The following is a 21,214-nucleotide window of genomic DNA, read 5'->3' as shown; positions in this document are numbered from 1 at the left end:
CCCGCGCTCGCCCCAGCTCCTGCAGCGCTATCGCAACCAATAAACATCACGACAATCCCCCCTTATATAAGGCAGCTATGGACACGGGCACCCGACTCAAACTCGTTCGCGAAAGCTACAAACTCTCCCAGCGCGAGCTGGCCCGTCGTAGCGGCGTGACCAACGCCACCATTTCCCTGATCGAACAGAATCGCGTCAGTCCCTCCGTCAGTTCCCTGAAAAAGCTGCTGGAAAGCATCCCCATGTCCCTGGCGGACTTTTTCACCTTCGACCAGCCGCCACGCGAACACCAATACGTCTTCCGCGCCAACGAACAGCCCGACCTGGGTCGCGACGGCCTGCGCCTGCTGCTGGTGGGCGCGCCGATCCCCAGTCGCCAGATGCGCTTTCTGCGCGAGCAGTACGCACCCGGCGCCAGTTCTGGCGAAGAGCCGATCGTGCATGTCGAAGGCGAGGAGTGCGGCCTCGTCACCCGTGGCACCGTCGAACTCACTGTCGATGGCCAGGTCAGCGTATTGAACCCGGGGGATGGTTATTACTTCCCCACCACCTTGCCCCACAGGTTCCGCAATATCGGGCAGGATGAGGCGGAAATCATCAGCGCGAATACGCCGGCGAACTTCTAGGCCGGGGGCGGCATAACCCGGCGGAGCAAGACGCTGTTTAAAACACATCCCGTAGCGGCCTCCCCCGAAGGAAAACCCTCGTCTGCTTTTGGCACCGTGCTACCATCGACGCCATGACTTGCAGCAACATAATGTTGCAATGAACTTCAATAATCGGCCTTTCGCTGACTCATGACCTCCCCATTCGACTCGCAATCCGACTTGCCCATGATCCTGGTAGTGGACGATGAGCTGCGTTCGCGCGAATCGTTACGCCGGGTACTCGATCAGGAATTCCAGGTGCTGCTGGCCGAGTCGGCCGGGCAAGCACGCGAACTGCTGGAACAGCATGTGGTCGCGGTGATCCTCTGCGACCAGCGCATGCCCCATGTCAGCGGTATCGAATTTCTCAAGGAAGTGCGCGAGCGCTGGCCGGGGGTGGTCCGCATCGTGCTGTCGGGCTACACCGATTCGGAAGACATCATCGCGGGCGTCAATCAGGCCGGTATCTATCAGTACCTGCTCAAGCCCTGGCTGCCTGAAAACCTGCTCAACACCGTGCGCAATGCGGTCGAGAGCCAATCGTTGCAAAACCATATGCAGCGACTGGACCTGGAACTGCGCGCCGGTACGCCAGCGCTGCGTCGCCGCAGCCGCGAAACCCTGGAGCGGGTACGCGATACCTTCGATTTCTCGCGCATCGTGCGCAGCCCCGGCGGCCCGCTGGATGCGGTCTGTGAGTTGGCCGCACGGGTCGCCCGCTATGATTTGTCGGTGCTGCTGCTGGGCGAATCGGGCACGGGCAAAGAGTTGCTGGCCCGCGCCATCCATTACGCCAGCCCGCGTGCGAGTAATGCCTTTGTCATGGAGAACTGCGCGGCGCTGCCCGATACCTTGCTGGAGTCCGAGCTGTTCGGGCACAAGCGCGGCGCCTTCACCGGCGCGCATCAGGATCACATCGGGCTGTTCCAGCGTGCTAATGGCGGCACCTTGCTACTCGATGAAATCGGCGACACCTCGCCGGCTTTTCAGGTCAAGTTGTTGCGCGTCTTGCAAGAGGGCGAACTGCGCCCGGTCGGCGCCTCGAGCACGGTGCGGGTCGATGTGCGGGTGATCGCGGCGACCCATCGCGACCTGGAGCAAGATGTCGCCACCGGACGTTTTCGCAGCGACCTTTATTACCGGCTGTCCACGGTCAGCCTGGGCTTGCCGCCGTTGCGCGAGCGCACCGCCGACCTGATGCCCATCGCCAAAAAGCTGCTCGACGATGCCCGCCTGGAGCTGGACCTGCCAAACCTGCACTTCGCCGACGACGCCCTGGCGAGCCTGATCGGTTACCCATGGCCCGGTAATATTCGCGAGTTGCGCAACGAAATCTACCGCGCCGCTGCGTTGTCGGAAGGCTCGCAAATCGGTGCTCATTCGTTTTCCTGGCGCGTCATGCAGGGCCAGGGACGCAACACCAACGACATACGCCTGTCGCCTCCCACGGGCACGTTGCAAGAACAACTGGACGCTATCGAAGCGACCATACTCAAGGAATCGCTGCTGCGTCACCGCTGGAACAAAACCCATGCGGCCCGTGAACTGGGCTTGTCGCGCGTGGGCCTGCGCCAGAAATTGCGCCGTCTTGGCCTGGAGGAAGCCCGATGAACACCCCCTTCCGAGTGCTGTGGCTGCAATCGGGCGGTTGCGGCGGTTGCAACATGTCCTTGCTGTGCGCCGATACCCAGGATTTTTTCGCGATGTGGCGCAGTGCGGGGATTGAGTTGCTCTGGCATCCATCGCTGTCCCTTGAAAGCGGTGATCAGGTGCTGGATATCCTGGAGGACTGCCTGCAAGGTCGCACCCGGCTCGATGCCTTGTGCATCGAAGGCTCATTGCTGCGCGGCCCGCACGGCACCGGGCGCTTTCACATGCTGGCGGGCACCGATGCGCCGATGATCGACTGGGTGCGCAAACTCGCGGCGGTGGCCCAATACACCTTGGGCATCGGCACTTGTGCGGCCTACGGAGGCATCACCGCTGCGGGCAGCAACCCGACCGACGCCTGCGGCCTGCAATTTGACGGTGAGCATCGCGGCGGCCTGCTGGGTGCCGATTATCGGTCGTTGCGCGGCTTGCCGGTGATCAACGTGGCCGGTTGCCCGACGCACCCCGGCTGGGTGACCGACACCTTGATGGCGCTGGCCGCCGGGCTGTTCGCCGAGGCCGATCTGGACGTCATCGGGCGTCCGCGTTTCTACGCCGACCAACTGGTGCATCAGGGCTGCACGCGCAATGAGTTCTACGAATACAAAGCCAGTGCGGAAAAGCCCTCGGACCTGGGCTGCATGATGGAAAACCTCGGCTGCAAAGGCACCCAGGCCCACGGCGACTGCAATACCCGCCTGTGGAACGGCGAGGGCTCGTGTACCCGTGGCGGGTTTGCCTGCATCAACTGCACCGCCCCGGGCTTCGAAGAACCGGGGCACGCCTTTCAGCGCACGCCGAAGCTGGCGGGCATTCCCATCGGTTTGCCCATCGACATGCCCAAGGCCTGGTTCGTCGCCCTGTCGGCGCTGTCCAAGTCCGCCACCCCCAAGCGCGTCAAACAGAATGCGACGTCCGATCACCCGCTGATCGCGCCGTCGGTACGCACCCCCCGCCGTTAGGAGTTTGCATGTCACGTTTGGTGGTCGGCCCATTCAATCGGGTTGAAGGCGATCTGGAAGTACAGCTGGACGTGGAAGATGGCCATGTGCGTTCGGCACGGGTCAACGCCACCATGTACCGTGGCTTCGAGCAAATCCTGCTGCAACACGCACCGCTCGATGCGCTGACCTACGCGCCACGCATCTGCGGAATCTGCTCGGTGTCGCAATCGATCGCCGCCGCCCGCGCCCTGGCCGGGCTGGCCGGCGTACAGCCGCCGGACAACGGCCTGCTGGCAATCAACCTGATGGCCGCCACCGAAAACCTCGCCGATCACTTGAGCCATTTCTACCTGTTTTTCATGCCGGATTTCGTGCGCCCGGTGTACGCCGAGCGCCCTTGGTATCCAGACGCGGTGGCGCGCTTTACCCCGCTTCAGGGCAGCCAGCAGCGCCTGGCCATTTCTGCGCGTAAACGCTGGCTGGATTTGATCGGCACACTGGGCGGCAAGTGGCCGCACACCGGCTCGATCCAACCGGGTGGCTCGACCCGCGCCATCGATGCCGCCGAGCGCCTGCGCCTGCTGACCCGCGTTCGCGAGTTCCGGCAGTTTCTGGAAAGCGAGCTGTTCGCCGCGCCGCTGGAGCGTATCAATGGTTTCACCAGCGAAAACCAGCTATGGGCATGGCACGCCGAAGCGCCGGGGCAGGGCGATTTCCGCCAATTTCTGCAGATCGCCCTGGACACCGGGCTTGAGCATCTGGGGCCGGGGCCGGGGCTGTATCTTTCCTACGGGGCGTATCCGCGAGCCGATGGCTCGATGGTGTTCCCGCGCGGCCTGTGGAATGGCGTCACCCAGTGTGTACAAGCGCTGGACCTGGACGATATCCGCGAAGACAGCGCGCATGCCTGGCTCGACGACGCTGGCGGCCCGCGCCACCCGGCCGATGGGCAAACCCAGCCGTTGATGGAAAAACCCGACGCGTATACCTGGAACAAAGCCCCGCGCCTGGCCGGCGCGGTGCTGGAAACCGGCGCCATTGCACGCCAGTTGATTGCCGGCCAAGCGCTGCTGCGCGATGCCGTGGCACGCTGTTCGGCAACGGTTTATACCCGCCTGCTCGCGCGTTTGCTGGAGTTGGCGCAGGTGGTGCCGCTGATGGAAAGCTGGTTGATCGCCCTGCGCCCCGGCGAGCCGTATTACCGCGCCGCAGCATTACCCGACAAAGGCCGCGCGGTCGGCCTGACCGAAGCGGCGCGTGGCGCACTGGGGCATTGGCTGGAGGTGGAGCACGGGAAAATCTCCCGCTACCAGATCATCGCCCCGACCACCTGGAACTTCTCGCCACGCGATGCCCAGGGCCAGCCCGGGGCATTGGAACAAGCCTTGCAGGGTGCTCCCGTGTTACCCGGCGAAAAAAGCCCGGTAGCGGTGCAACATATCGTTCGTTCTTTTGACCCGTGCATGGTTTGCACGGTGCATTGAAAAGGAAATCCCATGGAACGCCTGACCATTTCCCTGGACCGTGGCCTCGCTGAGGAACTGGACGCGCTGATTCGCGACCAGGGTTACCACAACCGTTCCGAGGCCATGCGCGACATTTTGCGGCGGCATATCGAACAGGCGCGCCTGGAACAAGGCCAGGCGCCGCATTGCGTGGCCAACCTGAGCTTCGTTTACGATCACCATTCGCGCACCCTCACCGAACGGGTGATGGACCTGCAGCACGCGCATCATCACCTGACCATTGCCAGCCAGCATGTGCATCTGGATCACGACAACTGCCTGGAAAGCCTGATGCTCAAGGGCTCGTCCGATGAAGTGCGCGATTTTGCCCATCGCGTGTGCGCCGAACGCGGCGTGCGTCATGGCTCGCTGAACCTGATCCCGGTGGAGCAGGGTGCGAGCCACGAGCAGGCCCACAGTCACCTGCATCTGCACCCTAAAAGCTGACGACCATGGCCCGTAAACCGCCACCCGGCAGCCTCGACGAAGACGCCTGGATCGAAGTCATCGCGAGGATGGACGAGGTCTATTCCAAGCTGGTGCAAGACGAAATCGCCCTGGAAGAGAAGAACGTCGAACTGGAGCAGTCGCAGCAGTTTATCGCCGGGTTGCTGTCGTCGATGTCCGACGTGTTGCTGGCCTGCGACCCGCAAGGGCGCATCGAGGAGAGCAACAGCGCGCTGCGCACGCTGGTCGGCCGTGATGAACAGTCATTGTCCGGCAGCCCGGCCTATGTCTTGTTGGCCGACCCCCACAGTGAAACCCAGTTGCGCCAGACCCTCGCCAGCCTGCGCCATCCCAACGCCAGCGCCTCGCTGGAGGTCAACTTCAAGGATGTCCACGGCGCGCCGGTGCCCGTGGACGTCAGTTGCACCGTGCGCAGCACGGGCAATGGACGCTTTATCGGGCACGTGCTGGTGGGGCGACCGCTGGGCGAACTCCAGCACGCGTATCGCCAACTGCACGAGGCCCACGAGGCGCTCAAGCGCACTCAACAGCAACTGTTGCACGCGGAAAAAATGGCCTCGCTGGGGCGCCTGGTGGCTGGTGTCGCCCACGAACTGAACAACCCCATCAGCTTCGTGCTGGCCAACGCGCATGTGCTCGACAGCTATGGCAAACGCCTGCAGCAGTACCTGCAAGCGGTCCACGGCGGCGAGTCGCACGCCAGTCTTCAAGCCTTGCGCCAACAGCTACGCATCGATCCGCTGCTGAGCGATTTGCCGTCGTTGATCGAGGGCAGCATGGAAGGCGCGCAACGCACCGCCGACATCGTCAGCGCCCTGAAGCGCTTCTCGGCGGTGGATCGTGAAGCGCTGGGCGAGGTCGACCTCAATGACGTCATCGAGCGCGCCATCCACTGGGTCTGCCGTGGCGTCGCGCCCGATCTGCAGGTGCATTGGCAGGCCGTTGACACACCGCCGGTGCGCGGCAATGCCGGGCAATTGCTGCAAGTGCTGATGAACCTGATGCAGAACGCCTACGATGCGGCGCAAGCGGCCAACCAGGCCTTGCCGACAGTCTGGATCGAGGTGACCCAGGAGCCGGGCTGGGTCACCCTGCGTTTACGCGACAACGGTGCGGGCATCGCAGAGAAACACCTGAGCCAGGTGTTCGACCCGTTCTTCAGCACCAAGTCCGTGGGCAAAGGCACGGGCCTGGGCCTGTCGATCAGCTACGGCATCATCGAACGCTGTGGCGGTCGGATGGTGGCCGCCAATCACCCCGAGGGCGGTGCGCAGTTCACCGTGACGCTGCCCGAAGCCGGGCCCGCCTGAGCCGATAATCCGGCAGCGGCGCTGGAAGCTCATTGTCCAGTTACCGGCTCGGCTGGACAGTCATTGTCCAGCCGCCATGTTCTGCGAGCGCCTGACCACGCCTGAATGGCACTCGGCACGCAAACTGGCACAGGGTTTGTATGAGGTTTTTTCGTTTCTTCATACTTGAACCCATCTTTCTGGAGTTCGCATGCCCTTGCATCCTGTTTCACCGACTCGTGCGCCTTTGACGTTCAAACATCGCGTCCTGGCCATTTTTGCCGGCCTGGTCGCTGCCAACCTGCTGGCCTGGGCCTGGGCTTTCACGGCCTTCCATGACTATCCGCTGTTGCTCGGCACCGCCTTTCTGGCCTACAGCTTCGGCCTGCGCCATGCCGTGGATGCCGATCACATCGCCGCCATCGACAACGCCACCCGCAAGCTGATCCAGGAAGGCCGGCAAACCGCGAGTGTCGGCCTGTTTTTCTCGCTCGGGCACAGCACCGTGGTGATCCTGGCTTCGCTCGGCATCGCACTGACGGCCACGGCGTTCAAAAGCGAAATCGAAGCCTTTCACGGCCTCGGCGGGCTGATTGGCACCTCGGTGTCTGCCGCCTTCCTGTTGCTGGTGGCGTTGATCAACCTGCTCATCCTGCGCTCGGTATACCAGGCGTTTGGCCGCGTGCGGCGCGGCGAACGGATCGGCGAGCAAGAAATGAACGCGATACTCACCGGCGGTGGCCCCATCGCCCGACTGTTGCGCCCGCTGTTCCGCCTGATCAGCCGTCCCTGGCACCTGTATCCGCTGGGCCTGCTGTTCGGCCTGGGGTTTGATACCGCCACGGAAATCGGCCTGCTGGGGATCGCTGCGGTGCAAGCCTCGCAGAGCCTGCCGATCTGGTCGATTCTGGTGTTCCCGGCGCTCTTCACGGCCGGCATGGCGCTGGTCGACACCGCCGACAGCGTGATGATGACCGGTGCTTACCACTGGGCACTGGTCAACCCGGCACGCAAGCTCTATTACAACCTGACCATCACGTCCATGTCGGTGTTGGTGGCATTGCTGGTGGGCGGGGTGGAAGTGCTCGGGCTGGTCGCGGCGCGCTGGGATCTGCACGGCGGTGTGTGGGATTTCATCACTGCGCTGACCGACAACTTCGGCATGATCGGCTACCTGATCGTCGGGATATTCATCCTGACCTGGGCCGTTTCCGTGTTGTTCTACCGCTTCAAGGGCTACGACCGCCTGGACGCGACGCCCGCCTGAGCCTTCTCTTCCTTTCAGCGCCTGGCGAGGTTCTCTCGCCAGCCACTTGCCAAGCCGGACATATGGTTTCCAGGCTGCATAAATAGTGGAAACAAACATTCCAGTTGAGGTTTGTTACAAGGTGTCTCAATGCGCTCGGTAAAAAAGTAAAAGTCCTTTAAAAACAGATAGATAAATTAATTAGCAAGCAATTTATCTACACCGCGGCGAAATGGCACAGGTCTTGTACTTACCAGATAACTGAACGTCATGGGTTACCCGCATGTTTCCAGCAGCCGTCGCAATCATGCCCAGGCTGCAGCCTCAACATCCCATAGAACTGATGGCCTTTGTAGCCGACGGCATGGCGCCTGACTCACCTGGTCGGGCACAGATTTCCAACACACCGAGTGCAGCCCCCGTTGAAGCACCTTCTCGGGGAGGAGAAATAAAGTAATGGAAACGTTTTACGAGGTGATGCGCAGACAAGGCATCTCGCGCCGCAGCTTTCTCAAATTTTGTTCCTTGACCGCAACGTCGCTGGGGCTGGGCCCGGCATTCATGCCCAAAATCGCCTGGGCCATGGAGAACAAGCCACGCACGCCAGTCCTCTGGCTGCACGGCCTGGAATGCACCTGTTGCTCGGAGTCATTCATCCGCTCCGCGCATCCGCTGGCCAAGGACGTGGTGCTGTCGATGATCTCCCTGGATTACGACGACACCTTGATGGCCGCCGCCGGGCATCAGGCCGAGGCGATCCTTGACGAGGTCATGACCAAGTACAAGGGCAACTACATCCTGGCCGTCGAAGGCAACCCGCCACTGAACCAGGACGGTATGAGTTGCATCATTGGCGGCAAGCCCTTCGTCGAGCAGTTGAAGCGCGTTTCACGCGATGCCAAGGCGATCATTTCCTGGGGCTCCTGCGCCAGTTGGGGCTGCGTACAGGCCGCCAAGCCGAACCCGACCCAGGCGGTGCCGATTCACAAGGTCATCACCGACAAACCGATCATCAAAGTGCCGGGCTGCCCGCCGATCGCCGAAGTCATGACCGGGGTGATCACCTACATGCTGACCTTCGACCGCATTCCTGAGCTGGACCGTCAGGGCCGGCCGAAAATGTTCTACAGCCAGCGCATTCACGACAAGTGCTACCGCCGTCCGAACTTCGACGCCGGTCAGTTCGTCGAGTCCTGGGACGACGACGCGGCGCGCAAGGGCTACTGCCTTTACAAAGTCGGCTGCAAAGGCCCGACCACCTACAACGCCTGCTCGACCGTGCGTTGGAATGGCGGCACCAGCTTCCCGATTCAGTCCGGCCACGGCTGCATCGGTTGTTCGGAGGAGGGGTTCTGGGACAAGGGCTCGTTCTATCAGCACCTGACCGGTATCAACCAGTTTGGCGTTGAAGCGAACGCGGACGAAATCGGCCTGGTTGCCGGCGTCACCGTCGGCGCAGCGATCACTGCTCACGCCGCCGTCACCGCCCTCAAACGCGCCAGCAACGGCAAAGCGCCCACTACCTCGCCCGACGCCCCAGCGACAAGACAGGAATAAGCACCAATGAGCACCTATTCGACTCAGGGTTTCGACCTCAACAACACAGGCCGACGTATCGTTGTCGACCCTGTGACCCGTATCGAAGGCCACATGCGCGTCGAGGTCAACCTCGATGCCAACAACGTTATCCGCAACGCCGTTTCCACCGGCACCATGTGGCGCGGCCTCGAAGTCATCCTCAAGGGCCGCGACCCACGTGACGCCTGGGCATTCGTGGAGCGCATCTGCGGCGTCTGCACCGGTTGCCACGCGCTGGCCTCGGTGCGCTCGGTAGAGGACGCGCTGGGCATTCGCATCCCGCCGAACGCGCACTTGATTCGCGAGATGATGGCCAAGACCCTGCAAGTCCATGACCACGCCGTGCATTTCTATCACCTGCACGCACTGGACTGGGTGGACGTGGTGTCTGCGCTCAAGGCTGACCCCAAGCGCACCTCGGAATTGCAGCAGACCGTTTCGCCGGCTCACCCGTTGTCTTCACCGGGTTATTTCCGCGACGTGCAAAACCGTCTGAAGAAGTTCGTCGAAAGCGGTCAGCTCGGGCCGTTCATGAATGGTTACTGGGGCAACCCGGCTTACCAACTGCCGCCTGAAGCCAACCTGATGGCCGTGACCCATTACCTTGAAGCCCTCGACCTGCAGAAAGAGTGGGTGAAGATCCATACCATCTTCGGTGGCAAGAACCCGCACCCCAACTACCTGGTCGGCGGCGTGCCCTGCGCGATCAATATCGATGGCGACCTGGCCGCCGGTGCGCCGTTGAATATGGAACGCCTGAACTTCGTGCGGGCGCGCATCGACGAAGCGCTGACCTTCTGCCGCAACGTGTATGTGCCGGACGTGCTGGCCATTGGCACTATCTACAAGCAAAAAGGCTGGCTGCACGGCGGTGGTTTGTCGGCGACCAACGTGATGGATTACGGCACCTACGCCAAGGTCAATTACGACGACAGCACCAACCAATTGCCGGGCGGGGCGATCCTCAACGGCAACTGGGACGAAATCCTGCCTGTCGACGCGCGTGATCCCGAGCAAGTGCAAGAGTTCGTGACCCACTCCTGGTACAACTACCCGGACAACGACAAGGGCCTGCACCCGTGGGACGGCATCACCGAGCCGAACTACGAGCTGGGCGCCAAGACCAAGGGCACCCGCACCAACATCGAAGAAGTCGACGAAAGCGCCAAATATTCGTGGGTCAAATCGCCGCGCTGGCGCGGCCACGCCATGGAAGTCGGGCCGTTGGCGCGTTACATCCTGGGCTATGCCCATGCCCTCAAAGGCAACCCGCATTGCCAGCGGGTCAAGGAACAACTGGAAGGTTCGCTGCGAGCCGTCAACCTCGACTTGCCAAAAGCCCTGGGCCTGGCGGAAACCAACCTCAGCGCCAAGCAACTGTTGCCCAGCACGATCGGCCGAACGCTGACCCGCGCCCTGGAGGCCGAGTACTGCGCAGAAATGATGGTCGACGACTGGAACGAGTTGATGACCAACATCCGCAACGGCGACCGTGCCACCGCCAACGTCGAAAAATGGGACCCGTCCACCTGGCCTGCCGAGGCCAAAGGGGTCGGCATCGTTGCCGCGCCACGCGGCGCACTCGGCCACTGGATCCGGATCAAGAACGGCAAGATCGAGAACTACCAGTGCGTCGTGCCCAGCACCTGGAACGGCAGCCCGCGTGACGCCAAGGGTCAGATCGGTGCTTTCGAGGCCGCGCTGATGAACACGCCGGTGGCCGTCCCCGATCAGCCCGTGGAAATCCTGCGCACGCTGCATTCCTTCGACCCTTGCATGGCCTGCGCCACCCACGTGATGAGCGAGGGCGGCGCGGAGCTGAGCACAGTCAAGGTCAGTTGATCGATTGTTCAACGCTGCATTCGGCAGGCGCCACGGCGCCTGCCCATCCAAAGGTGACGCTATGACTCAACCTACTCAAAGTCCCCTCGACGCGTCGGAATACGTGTACGAGGCGCCCGTGCGCCTGTGGCACTGGATCAATGCCGCCTGCATTGTGGTGCTGGCCATCACCGGCTACCTGATCGGTTCGCCGCTGGCGACCCAACCGGGCGAAGCCAGCGACCATTTCGTGATGGGCTACATCCGCTTTGCGCATTTCAGCGCAGCGTACATTTTTACCATCGCCATGATCGGGCGCGCCTATTGGGCGCTGGTGGGCAATCATCACGCCCGCGAACTGTTCTCGGTGCCGCTGACCAGCAAGGTCTACTGGGCCGACATGCTCGCTTGGGTGCGCTACTACCTGTTCATCGGGCCGACGCCAAAACCGATGTTTGGCCACAACCCGCTGTCGCGTTTCGCGATGTTTTTCATCTTCTTGCTGTCCTCGCTGTTCATGATCCTGACCGGCTTCGCGCTGTATGGCGAAGGCGCGCAAATGGGCTCCTGGCAGGAACGCACCTTCGGTTGGGTACTGCCGCTGCTGGGGCAATCCAACAATGTGCATGTCCTGCATCACTTGGGCATGTGGGTGATTGTGCTATTCGTCATGTTCCACATCTATGCCGCCGTGCGCGAAGAAATCAACGGGCGCCTGAGCTTGGTCGGGGCAATGATTTCCGGCTACAAGACCTTTAAAAAATGACCATATTGGTAGAAACCGCCATGAGTCCTCTCCAACCGACACTGCCGCAGATCACTGTGCTAGGCATCGGCAATCTCCTGTGGGCCGACGAAGGCTTCGGCGTTCGTTGCGTCGAAGCCTTGCAACAGCGTTATGAGTTCGCCGACAACGTGGCGCTGATCGATGGCGGCACGCAAGGCCTGTATTTGATCCAGCATGTCCAGCAAGCCGATTACCTGCTGATTTTCGACGCCGTGGATTACAACCTCGCGCCTGGCGAACTGAAGTTCATCGCCGACGACGATGTCCCCAAATTCCTCGGCATCAAAAAGCTCAGCCTGCACCAGACCGGCTTTCAGGAGGTGCTGATGCTCGCGCAACTGACCGGCCATTACCCGACACGCGTGCTGCTGATCGGTTGCCAGCCGGAAAACATGATGGACTACGGTGGCAGCCTGCGCCCCAGCGTCAGGGCCGCCATGGAAGGTGCGCTGGATGAGGCGCTGCGCGTGCTCGAAAGTTGGGGCGCGGCACCGCACAAGCGCGCCTCGCCACTCGCGGGTGAAGAGGCGGTGACCCTGCCGCACCTCGAACTGCAACGCTACGAAAACGAACGCCCGTCCGAACAGCAAGCCTGCCGGATCGGCGACGAACGCATCCTCGCCAGGCGCGCCTGATATGTGCATCGGATTGCCCATGCAAGTGATCGCGGCCGAGTTGGGCTTCGCCCGCTGCCGCGACCGCCACGGCGAAGAGCGCCGTATCGACCTGTCACTGGTCGGCCCGTGTGCGGTCGGCGACTGGCTGTTGATCTTTCTCGACGCCGCCCGTGAACGCCTCGACGCCCAACGCGCCAGCGAAATCGACTCCACCCTGCGCCTGCTCGAAGCGGCCCTGTTCGGCACGGCCCCGCAGCCCGACAGCGTGCCGGGTTTCAGCCTGCCCTCGGCCATGAACGCCGAGCAACTGGCGGCCTTGTTGGGCCACGCGTCGCCACCCCTTGTTGCGCCTGCCGCGCTCACCCCACCTCAACCGTCAGTCAAGGACCCCACATGAGCGACTCCGCTGTTTTCATGGCGCCCATTCCCGTGACACCCGCCATCCCGGCCTTGATCAGCCGGCTGGTGGAGCAATTCGACGCGACCTGGATCGACGCCGACAACCTCGATGCCTGGCTTGCCGAAGGGGGCGACTGCCTGTTGCTGCTGTGCGGTGACCCGGTACGCCATCCCGAATGCCTGGACGTGGCCGTGGTGTTGCCGGAACTGCGCGTGGAAATCGCGCGCCGCCACCAATTGAGCCTGCGCCTGGGCGTGGTCGGTCGTGCCGATGAAGAAACCATCGCCGCGCGCTTTGCCGTGCGCCGCTGGCCGTCGCTGGTGTGGCTGCGCGATGCGGGTTACGTCAGCACCTTCAGCGGCATGCTCGACTGGGACGAATACCTGCGCCTGGCGGAAGCTGCCGTCAGCCAAAGCAACGCGCGCATTCCATTGCTTGCCGGTGCCCCGGTCAGCGCCCCCGGAGGTTGCCAATGAACCACGATGCCAATCACCGCGATGCACAAAGCCACGCCGTGGAGTTCGATCCGCTGAACTACATCCCCGTGGTGGATATCGGCCCCGGCTCGCAACCCGACGATGAGGACGTGCTCGAATACATCAGCATGCCTCAGGGCATGTATACCCATAGCATTCCGGTGCTGCCCGAACCTGAAGAGCTTGCGGCGCTGCCCGGTGCGCGGCACGCGTTGCAAGCGTTGCTGCAATGCCTGCGCGACTGCAATAACGGCCTGACCACGCAAAGCGTCGACCTCAGTGGCCTGGAAACAGGCGACCGCAAGCTGCTCGACCAATTGCTGGGCGAAGGCGAGGTCAGCGCGATCATTGCCGCGCAGCCGTCGTTGCGTATCCAGGAATCGATCTTCGCCGGCGTATGGCGCATCTACGGCCAGGGCTACGATCACGTCGAAGTGGGCGCGGCGCCTTCGCAACTGCGCGGCAATGCCCGCGCGGCGGCCCGACCGGCGGATTTCGACTTGTCGTCAGCGTTGCCGCTCGGCGTCATGAACGCCCCGGCGATCCTGACCGAGGTACAAGACCGCAGCCAACACTGGCAACCCGGCGATCAGGTGCATGTCATCAACCTGACCTTGCTGCCGTTGTCCGAACAGGACATCGCCTTCCTCGACGCCTACTTGCCCGCCGGCCCGGTGCGCGCCTTGGCCCGTGGCTATGGCAATTGCCTGATCAGCGCGACCCGGATACAGAACTGCTGGCGCATCACGTACTTCAACTCACAGGATGCGCAAATCCTCGACACCATCGAAATCACCGACCTGCCGGAAGTGATCTGCGCCGCCCCCGAAGACCTGGCCGACTCACTGGAGCGCTTCGAAGACGTTATCCAGTGGTTTGAAGGGCAGTGAGGTCACGATGAACGAAAAAACCGGCTTCGAAGGCAGCTACGGTGGCGACAACGCCCGGATCAGCGACGCCACCCGCCTGGAATGCAAAATCTGCTGGTGGGTGTATGACCCGCGCGACGGCGACCCGGTCTGGCAGATTGAGCCGGGTACGCCGTTCTCCGCATTGCCGGAACATTGGCGTTGCCCGAATTGCGATGGCGATGCCGAGCAGTTCATGGTGATCGATGAACCTGTCTGAGCGCCAAGACGGCCCGGCGCAGCAGGCACAAACCCTGTGCGCGCACTTCCAGGGCATCGCCGAGACACGCATGCGCGGGTTGCCGTTTCTCAATCAACAACTGGTGGTCGAGGCGGTGGGCTTCAGCGCGCAAATCGCCGGGGAAACCGCGGCAACCGGGGTGCTGGGTGTTCTGATCACCCCTTGGTTCATGAACCTGATCTGGCTGCCGGAGAACCGCGACACACTCCTGGCCCAGGGGGCGTCAGGCGAACATCAATTTGGCGGGCAGCGCCTGACCTTCATTGGCGCAGACGGCGAAGGCATCGGTGGCTACGAGAGCTGTTCGCTGTTTTCACCGATGTTTGAATTCGCCGATCAGGACGCGGCCCGGCAAACCGCCGAGCAGGTGCTGGCGCTGTTGCGGGATGCGCCCGAACGCGCACCGGAACGCCCGGCCATCAGCCGCCGTGGCTTGCTGTTCGGACGCGTGTCCGGGGGCGCGCAATGACCGCCATGGCAAGCTTGGCGCGGCTCGGCGGCTCATTGCGGGTGCGTCCCGGCCAGCAGCCCGCGATTGTCGGCGGGCGTCCGGCGCTGGCCGCCACCTTGTTGCGCGGCCAGCCGCCACAGACCGCCGCGCACCACTTGCCGTTGCTCTATAGCCTGTGCGGGCAAGCGCACCGCTTGACCGCAGCGTTGGCCGTCGACACCGCACTGCATGGCGAAACCCCCATCGACCCCAACACCCAGCGCATGCTGGAGGCCGAAACCCGCCGCGAGCATGTGCGGCGTATGCTGCTCGAATGGCCGCGGTTGCTGGGTAACCCGTCGGTGCGCCCCGATCTCAGCCAACTGCATGCCTGGGAACACGCCCCGCAACAGGCGATGGCCGCCTGGTTGGGCGAGTCGGTGGCGCAATGGCTTGAACGATGGGACGCCGAGCCGTTCAGCGCGCTCGATGAGTGGAGCCAGCGCAGCGATCATTGGCTGGCGCACGCCCTGGCCGATTGCCGCGAGGATGCCCACGCCCTGCAACTGCCGGTGCATGCCCTGTCACTGGCCGGCAACGCCCAAGCGCTGCAGGTGGTGGCCGCCCAACTGCGAGAGGCCAGCGATTTTGCGTTGCATCCGGTGGCCTTCGGGCTACCCTGTGAGACGGGCAGTTGGACCCGCGCGCGTGAGGTCGACCCACAACGCTACGCCAGCGTCTGGCTGCGTCTGGGCGCGCGCCTCGCCGAACTGGCGCGGCTCTCGCTGCCACAGCCCGCTGGCTTGGCACTCGGCGCATTGGCGCTGGGGCCCGACGAGGCGTTGGCCTGGAGCGAAACGTCGCGCGGCCTGTTGTTGCACCGGGTCTGTCTGGAGCGAATGAATGCCGGTGTGTTGATCCGCGACTATCAGGTCATCGCGCCGACCGAATGGAACCTTCATCCCCACGGCGCGCTGGCCCAGGGTTTGGCGACGATGTCAGCCGGCGATCCGGCCACGCGACGTCGCGCTGAGCTGTTGATCGCGGCTTTCGACCCGTGCATTGGCTTCACCCTCGAGCTAGAAGCAGCATCGAACGAGGACATTATTCATGCATGAAGTGAGTCTGGCGGGCGGCATTCTCAGCGCCGTCGAGGCGGCGGCCAGGCGCGATCCGTTCGTGCGGGTCAGCCGCCTGCGCCTGGAGGCTGGCACGCTGGCCGGCGTTGAAATCGAGGCGCTGCGTTTCGCCCTTGAAGCACTGGCGCCCGGCACCTTGCTGGCCGGCGCGCAAATCGACATTGAACAACCCCCGGGCCAGGCCTGGTGCCTGGATTGCGCCATCAGCGTGCCGCTGATCGAGCGCGGCGCCGGCTGCCCGCAATGCGGCGGCTTTTGGCTGCAACCCACCGGCGGGACTGAATTGCGCATCCTCGACCTGCAGGTCGAGGATCATTAATCGTTTGATTTTGGAGGTACACCATGTGCGTCGTCTGCGGTTGCGGAACCGGACATTCACACGACAAGACCGAAGCTCCGGCCACCGATAGCGATGTGCAGGTCGACGCTACCGGCGACCTGCATTACGGCGCGGGTCAGGCGCGGGTTTCAGTGCCCGGCATGAGCCAGGCCCGCACCATCCGCCTGGAGCAAGACATCCTCGGCGAAAACGACCGGCACGCCGCGCGTAACCGGGAAAACTTTACCGCCCACGGCGTACTGGCCCTCAATCTGGTGTCCAGCCCCGGTTCCGGCAAGACCACCCTGTTGTGCAGCACCCTCATGGCCCTGCGCCAACGCCGCGCCGACTTGCCGCTGGCGGTGATCGAGGGCGATCAGCAAACCCGTCACGACGCCGAGCGCATCCGCGAAACCGGCGTACCCGCGATCCAGATCAACACCGGCAAAGGCTGCCACCTCGATGCCCGGATGATCACCGAAGCCTACAGCCGCCTGCCGCTGCACGACGCGCTGCACGCGGCCGGTCACACGCATCAGCCGTTTGTGCATAGCCACGTTGATCAGCAGCCGCACGCCCACGTACAGACTCAACAGCATCAACACAGCCATCACGCCCATGACGGCGGTGAGCCGGCCGGCATGCTGTTCATCGAGAACGTCGGCAATCTGGTCTGCCCCGCGCTCTGGGATCTGGGCGAGGCGGGCAAAGTGGCGATCCTGTCGGTGACCGAGGGCGAAGACAAACCCCTCAAGTACCCGGACATGTTCGCCGCGGCGCGCCTGATGATCCTCAACAAGATCGACCTGTTGCCGCACCTGGATTTCGACGTGCAGCGCTGCCTGGACTATGCGCGACAGGTCAACCCGCAGATCCAGATCATCCAGCTCAGCGCCCGCGACGGCACCGGGCTGGATGCCTGGCTCGACTGGTTGCTGGCCGGCGCCCCCGAGGTTGACCGCCGCGCCGCGCGCATCGCCGAGCTGGAAGCTGAACTGGCCCGTCTCAAAGCTCAGGTGGAGGCCCCGCATGCGTAGCGAAAAACTGCCTGGCGCGCAGGTCTGGCCGCCGGTGCTGGCCTGTGGCGCGTGGCTGAAGAACACCGCCTGCCTGTTGCAGGGCGATCAGGTGCTGTGGTCGCCACTCCACGGTGACTTGGGCGACCCGCAAAGCTGCCTGGACCTGGCGGCGTCGTTGGACGCTCTGTTGGCGTGCGCTGAAGTCACGCCGCAAGCCATCGCCCATGACTTGCACCCGGATTTCTATAGCTCGCAACTGGCGGTGACGCTGGCGGAAAAACTCAACGTGCCCGCCGTAGCCGTGCAGCATCACCACGCGCACATTGCCGCGCTGATGGCCGAACATGGCCTCGACGGCCCGGTACTCGGCCTGGCGCTGGACGGCGTGGGCCTTGGCAGCGATGGCGCAGCCTGGGGCGGCGAGTTGCTCTGGGTGGCCAGCGATGCCTGGCGCCGACTCGGTTATCTATTGCCACTGCCGCTGCCCGGTGGCGATGTGGCCGCCCGCGAACCCTGGCGCCTGGCCGCCGCGGCGCTGCATCTGCTGGGGCGCGACGATGAAATCCTCAGGCGGCTCGGGCCGCTGGTCGGCGAACAAAGCGCGAACACTGTCGCGCAGATGCTCGCGCGCAATCTCAACTGCCCGCCGAGCAGTGGCGCCGGCCGTTGGTTCGATGCCGCTGCGGGGATTCTCGGCATCAGCGTGCGTCAACAATTCGAGGCCGAGGCGGCCATTGCCCTGGAGCGTCTGGCCGCTGAATACCTGGCAACCCACGCCGAGCCCGTCATCGACGGCCTGTGGCATCTCCGCGCTGACGGCGTGCTCGATCTGCTCCCGCTGCTGACCCGCCTGTTCGAACTCGCCGACAGCGCACGCAGCGCAGAAGGCGCGGCGCTGTTTCACCTGACGCTGGCCGCCGCTCTTGCCGACTGGATCGAGCACCAATCCACCACGCTGCCGGTGCTGCTCGGGGGCGGATGCTTCGCCAATCGCCTGCTCAGTGCCCGGCTCACGCAACGATTGACCGCCAGGGGCTTAGCGGTTTTCAGCGCGCAGGCTGTGTCTTGCGGCGATGCCGGGCTGGCCCTGGGTCAAGCCTGGGTTGCCGCGCACTGGCGCGACCCGCAGCGCCAACCCGCTTTGCCATTGAAGGAATCCCAAGCATGTGCCTAGCCATTCCCGCACGCGTGATCGAATTGCGCGACGGCGATAACGCACTCGTCGACTTGGGCGGTATCCGCAAGGAAATCTCCCTGGCGCTGGTGCCGCAAGCCCAGGTCGACGACTACGTGATCGTCCACGTCGGTTACGCCCTCGGCCTGATCGATCCCGAAGAAGCCCAGCGGACCCTGGCCATGTTCGAAGAGCTGGACCGCCTGCAACCGGAAGCCCTATGAAGTACATCGATGAATACCGCGACGGCGAACTGGCACAACGCATTGCCGAGCGCATCCGCGACGAAGTCCGGCCGGAACGCCAATACCGCTTCATGGAATTCTGTGGCGGCCACACCCATGCGATATCGCGTTACGGCGTGAGCGATTTGCTGCCCGCCAATGTCCGCATGATCCACGGCCCCGGTTGCCCGGTGTGTGTCTTGCCGATTGGGCGTATCGACCTGGCGGTGAAGCTGGCGCTGGAGGACGGAGCGATTCTCTGCAGCTATGGCGACACCCTGCGCGTGCCGGCGTCCGGTGGCCTCTCGCTGTTGCGCGCTAAGGCACAAGGCGCGGATATCCGCATGATCTACTCGCCCAGCGATGCGCTGAAAATCGCCGAGGCCAACCCCGAGCGTGAAGTGGTGTTCCTGGCCATTGGCTTCGAAACCACCACGCCGCCGACCGCCCTGGTGATCCGCGACGCCGCCGCTCGCGGCCTGAAAAACTTCAGCGTGCTGTGCTGCCATGTCCTGACCCCGGCGGCCATCGAGCATATCCTTGCCGCCCCCGGGCAAGATCCGGCGGCGGTGGAACTGGACGGCTTCGTCGGCCCGGCGCATGTGAGCATCATCATTGGCTCCGAACCCTACGCCGAGTTCGCCCGCCGATACCGCAAGCCGGTGGTGATTGCCGGTTTCGAACCGCTGGACGTGATACAGGCGATTTTGATGCTGGTGCGCCAGGTCAACGACGGGCGCGCCGAGGTCGAAAACGAATTCGTCCGTGCCGTCGGCCGCAACGGCAACAGCGCCGCCCAGACCTTGATGGACGAGATCTTCGAACTGCGTGAGAGCTTCGAATGGCGCGGGCTTGGCGAGGTGCCGTTCAGCGCCTTGCGCATTCGCGCAGAGTTCGCCGCCTTCGATGCAGAAAAACGCTTCGACCTGCATTACCGCGCCGTGGCCGATAACAAAGCCTGCGAATGCGGGCCGATCCTGCGCGGCCAGAAAAAGCCCACCGACTGCCGCCTGTTCGGCAGCGTATGCACCCCGGAAAACCCCATGGGCTCGTGCATGGTCTCCAACGAAGGCGCCTGCGCCGCTCATTACGCCTACGGGCGCTATAAAGACATCGAGGTTGTTGCAGTATGACCGGCCGTTCCCCCGTAAAACGCGGTTATGTACGCCCCCTCAATTTTCGCGACGGCGTGGTCGATATGGGCCACGGTGCTGGCGGGCGCGCTTCGGCGCAGTTGATCGAAGAGCTATTCGTCGCCGCCTTCGACAACCCGTGGTTGCGCCAGGGCAACGATGGCGCCGCCTTCAGCCCGGAACTCAAACCCGGCGAACGCATGGTCATGGCCACCGACGCGCACGTGGTGTCGCCGCTGTTTTTCCCCGGTGGCGACATTGGCAGCTTGTCTGTGCATGGCACCCTCAACGACGTCGCCATGGGCGGCGCGCGGCCGCTTTATCTCTCAGCCAGCTTCATCATCGAGGAAGGCTTTGCCCTCGCTGACCTCAAGCGCATCGTTGAGTCGATGGGCCGCGCCTCCCGCGATGCCGGGGTGCCGATCATCACCGGCGACACCAAAGTCGTGGAACGCGGCAGTGGCGACGGCGTGTTCATCAGCACCACCGGCATCGGCATTATCCCCAAGGGGGTCGACACGGGCGGGCATCGCGCACGCCCCGGTGATGCGATTTTGGTGTCCGGCAGCATCGGCGAACACGGTGTGGCGATCATGTCCAAGCGAGAAGGGCTGACGTTCGAGACCGAAATCCTGTCTGACAGTGCGGCGCTGCATGGCTTGGTGGCGCAGATGCTCGCGGTCGCTCCCGGCCTGCGCGTACTGCGCGACCCGACCCGAGGCGGTTTGGCGACCACGCTGAACGAAATTGCCGGTCAGTCCGGAGTCGGCATGCTGTTGGACGAAGCGGCGATTCCCGTGCAGCCGCAGGTTGAGGCCGCTTGCGAACTGTTGGGCCTGGACCCGCTGTACATCGCCAACGAGGGTAAGCTGATCGCAATCTGCGCCGAAGAAGACGCCCAGCCGCTGCTCGACTGTATGCGCCTCAACCCGTTGGGCGAACATGCGGTGCGTATCGGCACGGTCCTTGAAGACGCCCACGGTTTCGTGCAGATGCAGACCCGATTCGGCGGGCGCAGGGTGGTGGACTGGTTGTCGGGCGAACAGCTGCCGAGAATCTGCTGAGGCCCTGAAGCCTTGAATCAGCAACCAACGGCGGCATCTTCCAGTTGCCGCCATGCGTTCCGCAACCCTGCCAAGTCGGCAGGGGGGAAGGCTGACAAACGGCAGGACGGTGAGAGCCCCCTCGGATGTGCAGCC

Annotated in this window: 23 protein-coding genes; all 23 read left to right on the top strand. The window is 63.5% G+C overall.

What is annotated here, in order from left to right:
- The first annotated feature begins 77 nt into the window (after positions 1-77).
- The 23 genes from RGV59_RS21955 to hypE all read left to right on the top strand — a co-directional run bounded on the left by RGV59_RS21955 (position 78) and on the right by hypE (position 21,079).
- Positions 78-626, top strand: a complete 549-nt coding sequence (locus RGV59_RS21955; protein WP_046486974.1) for a cupin domain-containing protein — start codon at positions 78-80, stop codon at positions 624-626.
- 207 nt (positions 627-833) lie between these two features.
- Entirely contained in the window at positions 834-2,258 is a 1,425-nt protein-coding gene (locus tag RGV59_RS21950; RefSeq protein ID WP_226926216.1) for a sigma-54-dependent transcriptional regulator, read from the top strand.
- Complete coding sequence (locus RGV59_RS21945) at positions 2,255-3,259, top strand: HupU protein (RefSeq protein ID WP_017845585.1); 1,005 nt, start codon at positions 2,255-2,257, stop codon at positions 3,257-3,259. The genes RGV59_RS21950 and RGV59_RS21945 overlap by 4 nt, the downstream gene beginning before the upstream one ends.
- Positions 3,260-3,267: 8 nt before the next feature.
- Positions 3,268-4,725 carry a nickel-dependent hydrogenase large subunit gene (locus tag RGV59_RS21940; protein WP_102617495.1) on the top strand — a complete coding sequence of 486 codons (1,458 nt, stop codon included), beginning with the start codon at positions 3,268-3,270 and terminating at the stop codon, positions 4,723-4,725.
- 12 nt (positions 4,726-4,737) lie between these two features.
- Positions 4,738-5,193, top strand: a complete 456-nt coding sequence (nikR, locus tag RGV59_RS21935; RefSeq protein WP_046383278.1) for a nickel-responsive transcriptional regulator NikR — start codon at positions 4,738-4,740, stop codon at positions 5,191-5,193.
- A 5-nt stretch (positions 5,194-5,198) separates the two neighbouring features.
- On the top strand, positions 5,199-6,524 hold the full coding sequence (locus RGV59_RS21930; protein ID WP_102617494.1) for an ATP-binding protein: 1,326 nt from the start codon (positions 5,199-5,201) through the stop codon (positions 6,522-6,524).
- 190 nt (positions 6,525-6,714) lie between these two features.
- The gene (locus RGV59_RS21925) at positions 6,715-7,770 is read left to right on the top strand and encodes a HoxN/HupN/NixA family nickel/cobalt transporter (RefSeq protein ID WP_017845589.1); all 1,056 of its coding nucleotides are present in this window, start codon (positions 6,715-6,717) and stop codon (positions 7,768-7,770) included.
- A gap of 435 nt (positions 7,771-8,205) precedes the next feature.
- The gene (locus tag RGV59_RS21920) at positions 8,206-9,306 is read left to right on the top strand and encodes a hydrogenase small subunit (RefSeq protein ID WP_102617493.1); all 1,101 of its coding nucleotides are present in this window, start codon (positions 8,206-8,208) and stop codon (positions 9,304-9,306) included.
- A gap of 6 nt (positions 9,307-9,312) precedes the next feature.
- The gene (locus tag RGV59_RS21915; protein ID WP_126586835.1) at positions 9,313-11,169 is read left to right on the top strand and encodes a nickel-dependent hydrogenase large subunit; all 1,857 of its coding nucleotides are present in this window, start codon (positions 9,313-9,315) and stop codon (positions 11,167-11,169) included.
- Positions 11,170-11,230: 61 nt separating this feature from the next.
- The gene (gene cybH / locus RGV59_RS21910) at positions 11,231-11,914 is read left to right on the top strand and encodes a Ni/Fe-hydrogenase, b-type cytochrome subunit (protein WP_017845592.1); all 684 of its coding nucleotides are present in this window, start codon (positions 11,231-11,233) and stop codon (positions 11,912-11,914) included.
- A gap of 20 nt (positions 11,915-11,934) precedes the next feature.
- A complete protein-coding gene (locus tag RGV59_RS21905; RefSeq protein ID WP_026139853.1) occupies positions 11,935-12,570 on the top strand; it encodes a HyaD/HybD family hydrogenase maturation endopeptidase in 636 nt (211 codons plus the stop codon).
- Position 12,571: 1 nt separating this feature from the next.
- Positions 12,572-12,949, top strand: coding sequence for a HypC/HybG/HupF family hydrogenase formation chaperone (locus RGV59_RS21900; protein WP_046484077.1), 378 nt, complete (start codon positions 12,572-12,574; stop codon positions 12,947-12,949).
- Positions 12,946-13,428 (top strand): hydrogenase, encoded by a 483-nt coding sequence (locus RGV59_RS21895; protein WP_126586833.1) that lies wholly within the window; start codon positions 12,946-12,948, stop codon positions 13,426-13,428. Before RGV59_RS21900 ends, RGV59_RS21895 begins: the two co-directional genes overlap by 4 nt.
- Positions 13,425-14,318, top strand: coding sequence for a hydrogenase expression/formation protein (locus RGV59_RS21890; protein WP_052743351.1), 894 nt, complete (start codon positions 13,425-13,427; stop codon positions 14,316-14,318). The genes RGV59_RS21895 and RGV59_RS21890 overlap by 4 nt, the downstream gene beginning before the upstream one ends.
- Positions 14,319-14,325: 7 nt before the next feature.
- A complete protein-coding gene (locus tag RGV59_RS21885) occupies positions 14,326-14,556 on the top strand; it encodes a rubredoxin (protein WP_017845597.1) in 231 nt (76 codons plus the stop codon).
- Positions 14,543-15,046 carry a [NiFe]-hydrogenase assembly chaperone HybE gene (gene hybE, locus RGV59_RS21880; RefSeq protein ID WP_126586831.1) on the top strand — a complete coding sequence of 168 codons (504 nt, stop codon included), beginning with the start codon at positions 14,543-14,545 and terminating at the stop codon, positions 15,044-15,046. The genes RGV59_RS21885 and hybE overlap by 14 nt, the downstream gene beginning before the upstream one ends.
- Positions 15,043-16,125 (top strand): HoxV, encoded by a 1,083-nt coding sequence (locus RGV59_RS21875; RefSeq protein WP_126586829.1) that lies wholly within the window; start codon positions 15,043-15,045, stop codon positions 16,123-16,125. The genes hybE and RGV59_RS21875 overlap by 4 nt, the downstream gene beginning before the upstream one ends.
- Complete coding sequence (locus tag RGV59_RS21870; protein ID WP_017845600.1) at positions 16,118-16,465, top strand: hydrogenase maturation nickel metallochaperone HypA; 348 nt, start codon at positions 16,118-16,120, stop codon at positions 16,463-16,465. Before RGV59_RS21875 ends, RGV59_RS21870 begins: the two co-directional genes overlap by 8 nt.
- A gap of 23 nt (positions 16,466-16,488) precedes the next feature.
- Entirely contained in the window at positions 16,489-17,502 is a 1,014-nt protein-coding gene (gene hypB, locus RGV59_RS21865) for a hydrogenase nickel incorporation protein HypB (protein ID WP_046484087.1), read from the top strand.
- Positions 17,495-18,658 carry a carbamoyltransferase HypF gene (locus tag RGV59_RS21860; RefSeq protein WP_126586827.1) on the top strand — a complete coding sequence of 388 codons (1,164 nt, stop codon included), beginning with the start codon at positions 17,495-17,497 and terminating at the stop codon, positions 18,656-18,658. Before hypB ends, RGV59_RS21860 begins: the two co-directional genes overlap by 8 nt.
- On the top strand, positions 18,649-18,882 hold the full coding sequence (locus RGV59_RS21855; protein ID WP_046383288.1) for a HypC/HybG/HupF family hydrogenase formation chaperone: 234 nt from the start codon (positions 18,649-18,651) through the stop codon (positions 18,880-18,882). Before RGV59_RS21860 ends, RGV59_RS21855 begins: the two co-directional genes overlap by 10 nt.
- A complete protein-coding gene (gene hypD / locus RGV59_RS21850; RefSeq protein ID WP_046383289.1) occupies positions 18,879-20,015 on the top strand; it encodes a hydrogenase formation protein HypD in 1,137 nt (378 codons plus the stop codon). Before RGV59_RS21855 ends, hypD begins: the two co-directional genes overlap by 4 nt.
- Positions 20,012-21,079, top strand: coding sequence for a hydrogenase expression/formation protein HypE (hypE, locus tag RGV59_RS21845; protein ID WP_126586826.1), 1,068 nt, complete (start codon positions 20,012-20,014; stop codon positions 21,077-21,079). Before hypD ends, hypE begins: the two co-directional genes overlap by 4 nt.
- The last annotated feature ends 135 nt before the right edge of the window (positions 21,080-21,214 follow it).

The sequence above is a fragment of the Pseudomonas sp. FG1 genome, from assembly GCF_034313875.1.
Lineage (GTDB): Bacteria > Pseudomonadota > Gammaproteobacteria > Pseudomonadales > Pseudomonadaceae > Aquipseudomonas > Aquipseudomonas veronii.
The sequence above is the reverse complement of the archived record's forward strand: the minus strand, read 5'-3'. Positions and strand labels throughout refer to the sequence as shown.

What these genes read in the sequence shown, in the direction of transcription:
- RGV59_RS21955 (WP_046486974.1), top strand. Translation starts at nt 78, where the DNA reads ATGGACACGGGCACCCGACTCAAACTCGTTCGCGAAAGCTACAAACTC.
- RGV59_RS21950 (WP_226926216.1), top strand. Translation starts at nt 834, where the DNA reads ATGATCCTGGTAGTGGACGATGAGCTGCGTTCGCGCGAATCGTTACGC.
- RGV59_RS21945 (WP_017845585.1), top strand. Translation starts at nt 2,255, where the DNA reads ATGAACACCCCCTTCCGAGTGCTGTGGCTGCAATCGGGCGGTTGCGGC.
- RGV59_RS21940 (WP_102617495.1), top strand. Translation starts at nt 3,268, where the DNA reads ATGTCACGTTTGGTGGTCGGCCCATTCAATCGGGTTGAAGGCGATCTG.
- nikR (WP_046383278.1), top strand. Translation starts at nt 4,738, where the DNA reads ATGGAACGCCTGACCATTTCCCTGGACCGTGGCCTCGCTGAGGAACTG.
- RGV59_RS21930 (WP_102617494.1), top strand. Translation starts at nt 5,199, where the DNA reads ATGGCCCGTAAACCGCCACCCGGCAGCCTCGACGAAGACGCCTGGATC.
- RGV59_RS21925 (WP_017845589.1), top strand. Translation starts at nt 6,715, where the DNA reads ATGCCCTTGCATCCTGTTTCACCGACTCGTGCGCCTTTGACGTTCAAA.
- RGV59_RS21920 (WP_102617493.1), top strand. Translation starts at nt 8,206, where the DNA reads ATGGAAACGTTTTACGAGGTGATGCGCAGACAAGGCATCTCGCGCCGC.
- RGV59_RS21915 (WP_126586835.1), top strand. Translation starts at nt 9,313, where the DNA reads ATGAGCACCTATTCGACTCAGGGTTTCGACCTCAACAACACAGGCCGA.
- cybH (WP_017845592.1), top strand. Translation starts at nt 11,231, where the DNA reads ATGACTCAACCTACTCAAAGTCCCCTCGACGCGTCGGAATACGTGTAC.
- RGV59_RS21905 (WP_026139853.1), top strand. Translation starts at nt 11,935, where the DNA reads ATGAGTCCTCTCCAACCGACACTGCCGCAGATCACTGTGCTAGGCATC.
- RGV59_RS21900 (WP_046484077.1), top strand. Translation starts at nt 12,572, where the DNA reads ATGTGCATCGGATTGCCCATGCAAGTGATCGCGGCCGAGTTGGGCTTC.
- RGV59_RS21895 (WP_126586833.1), top strand. Translation starts at nt 12,946, where the DNA reads ATGAGCGACTCCGCTGTTTTCATGGCGCCCATTCCCGTGACACCCGCC.
- RGV59_RS21890 (WP_052743351.1), top strand. Translation starts at nt 13,425, where the DNA reads ATGAACCACGATGCCAATCACCGCGATGCACAAAGCCACGCCGTGGAG.
- RGV59_RS21885 (WP_017845597.1), top strand. Translation starts at nt 14,326, where the DNA reads ATGAACGAAAAAACCGGCTTCGAAGGCAGCTACGGTGGCGACAACGCC.
- hybE (WP_126586831.1), top strand. Translation starts at nt 14,543, where the DNA reads ATGAACCTGTCTGAGCGCCAAGACGGCCCGGCGCAGCAGGCACAAACC.
- RGV59_RS21875 (WP_126586829.1), top strand. Translation starts at nt 15,043, where the DNA reads ATGACCGCCATGGCAAGCTTGGCGCGGCTCGGCGGCTCATTGCGGGTG.
- RGV59_RS21870 (WP_017845600.1), top strand. Translation starts at nt 16,118, where the DNA reads ATGCATGAAGTGAGTCTGGCGGGCGGCATTCTCAGCGCCGTCGAGGCG.
- hypB (WP_046484087.1), top strand. Translation starts at nt 16,489, where the DNA reads ATGTGCGTCGTCTGCGGTTGCGGAACCGGACATTCACACGACAAGACC.
- RGV59_RS21860 (WP_126586827.1), top strand. Translation starts at nt 17,495, where the DNA reads ATGCGTAGCGAAAAACTGCCTGGCGCGCAGGTCTGGCCGCCGGTGCTG.
- RGV59_RS21855 (WP_046383288.1), top strand. Translation starts at nt 18,649, where the DNA reads ATGTGCCTAGCCATTCCCGCACGCGTGATCGAATTGCGCGACGGCGAT.
- hypD (WP_046383289.1), top strand. Translation starts at nt 18,879, where the DNA reads ATGAAGTACATCGATGAATACCGCGACGGCGAACTGGCACAACGCATT.
- hypE (WP_126586826.1), top strand. Translation starts at nt 20,012, where the DNA reads ATGACCGGCCGTTCCCCCGTAAAACGCGGTTATGTACGCCCCCTCAAT.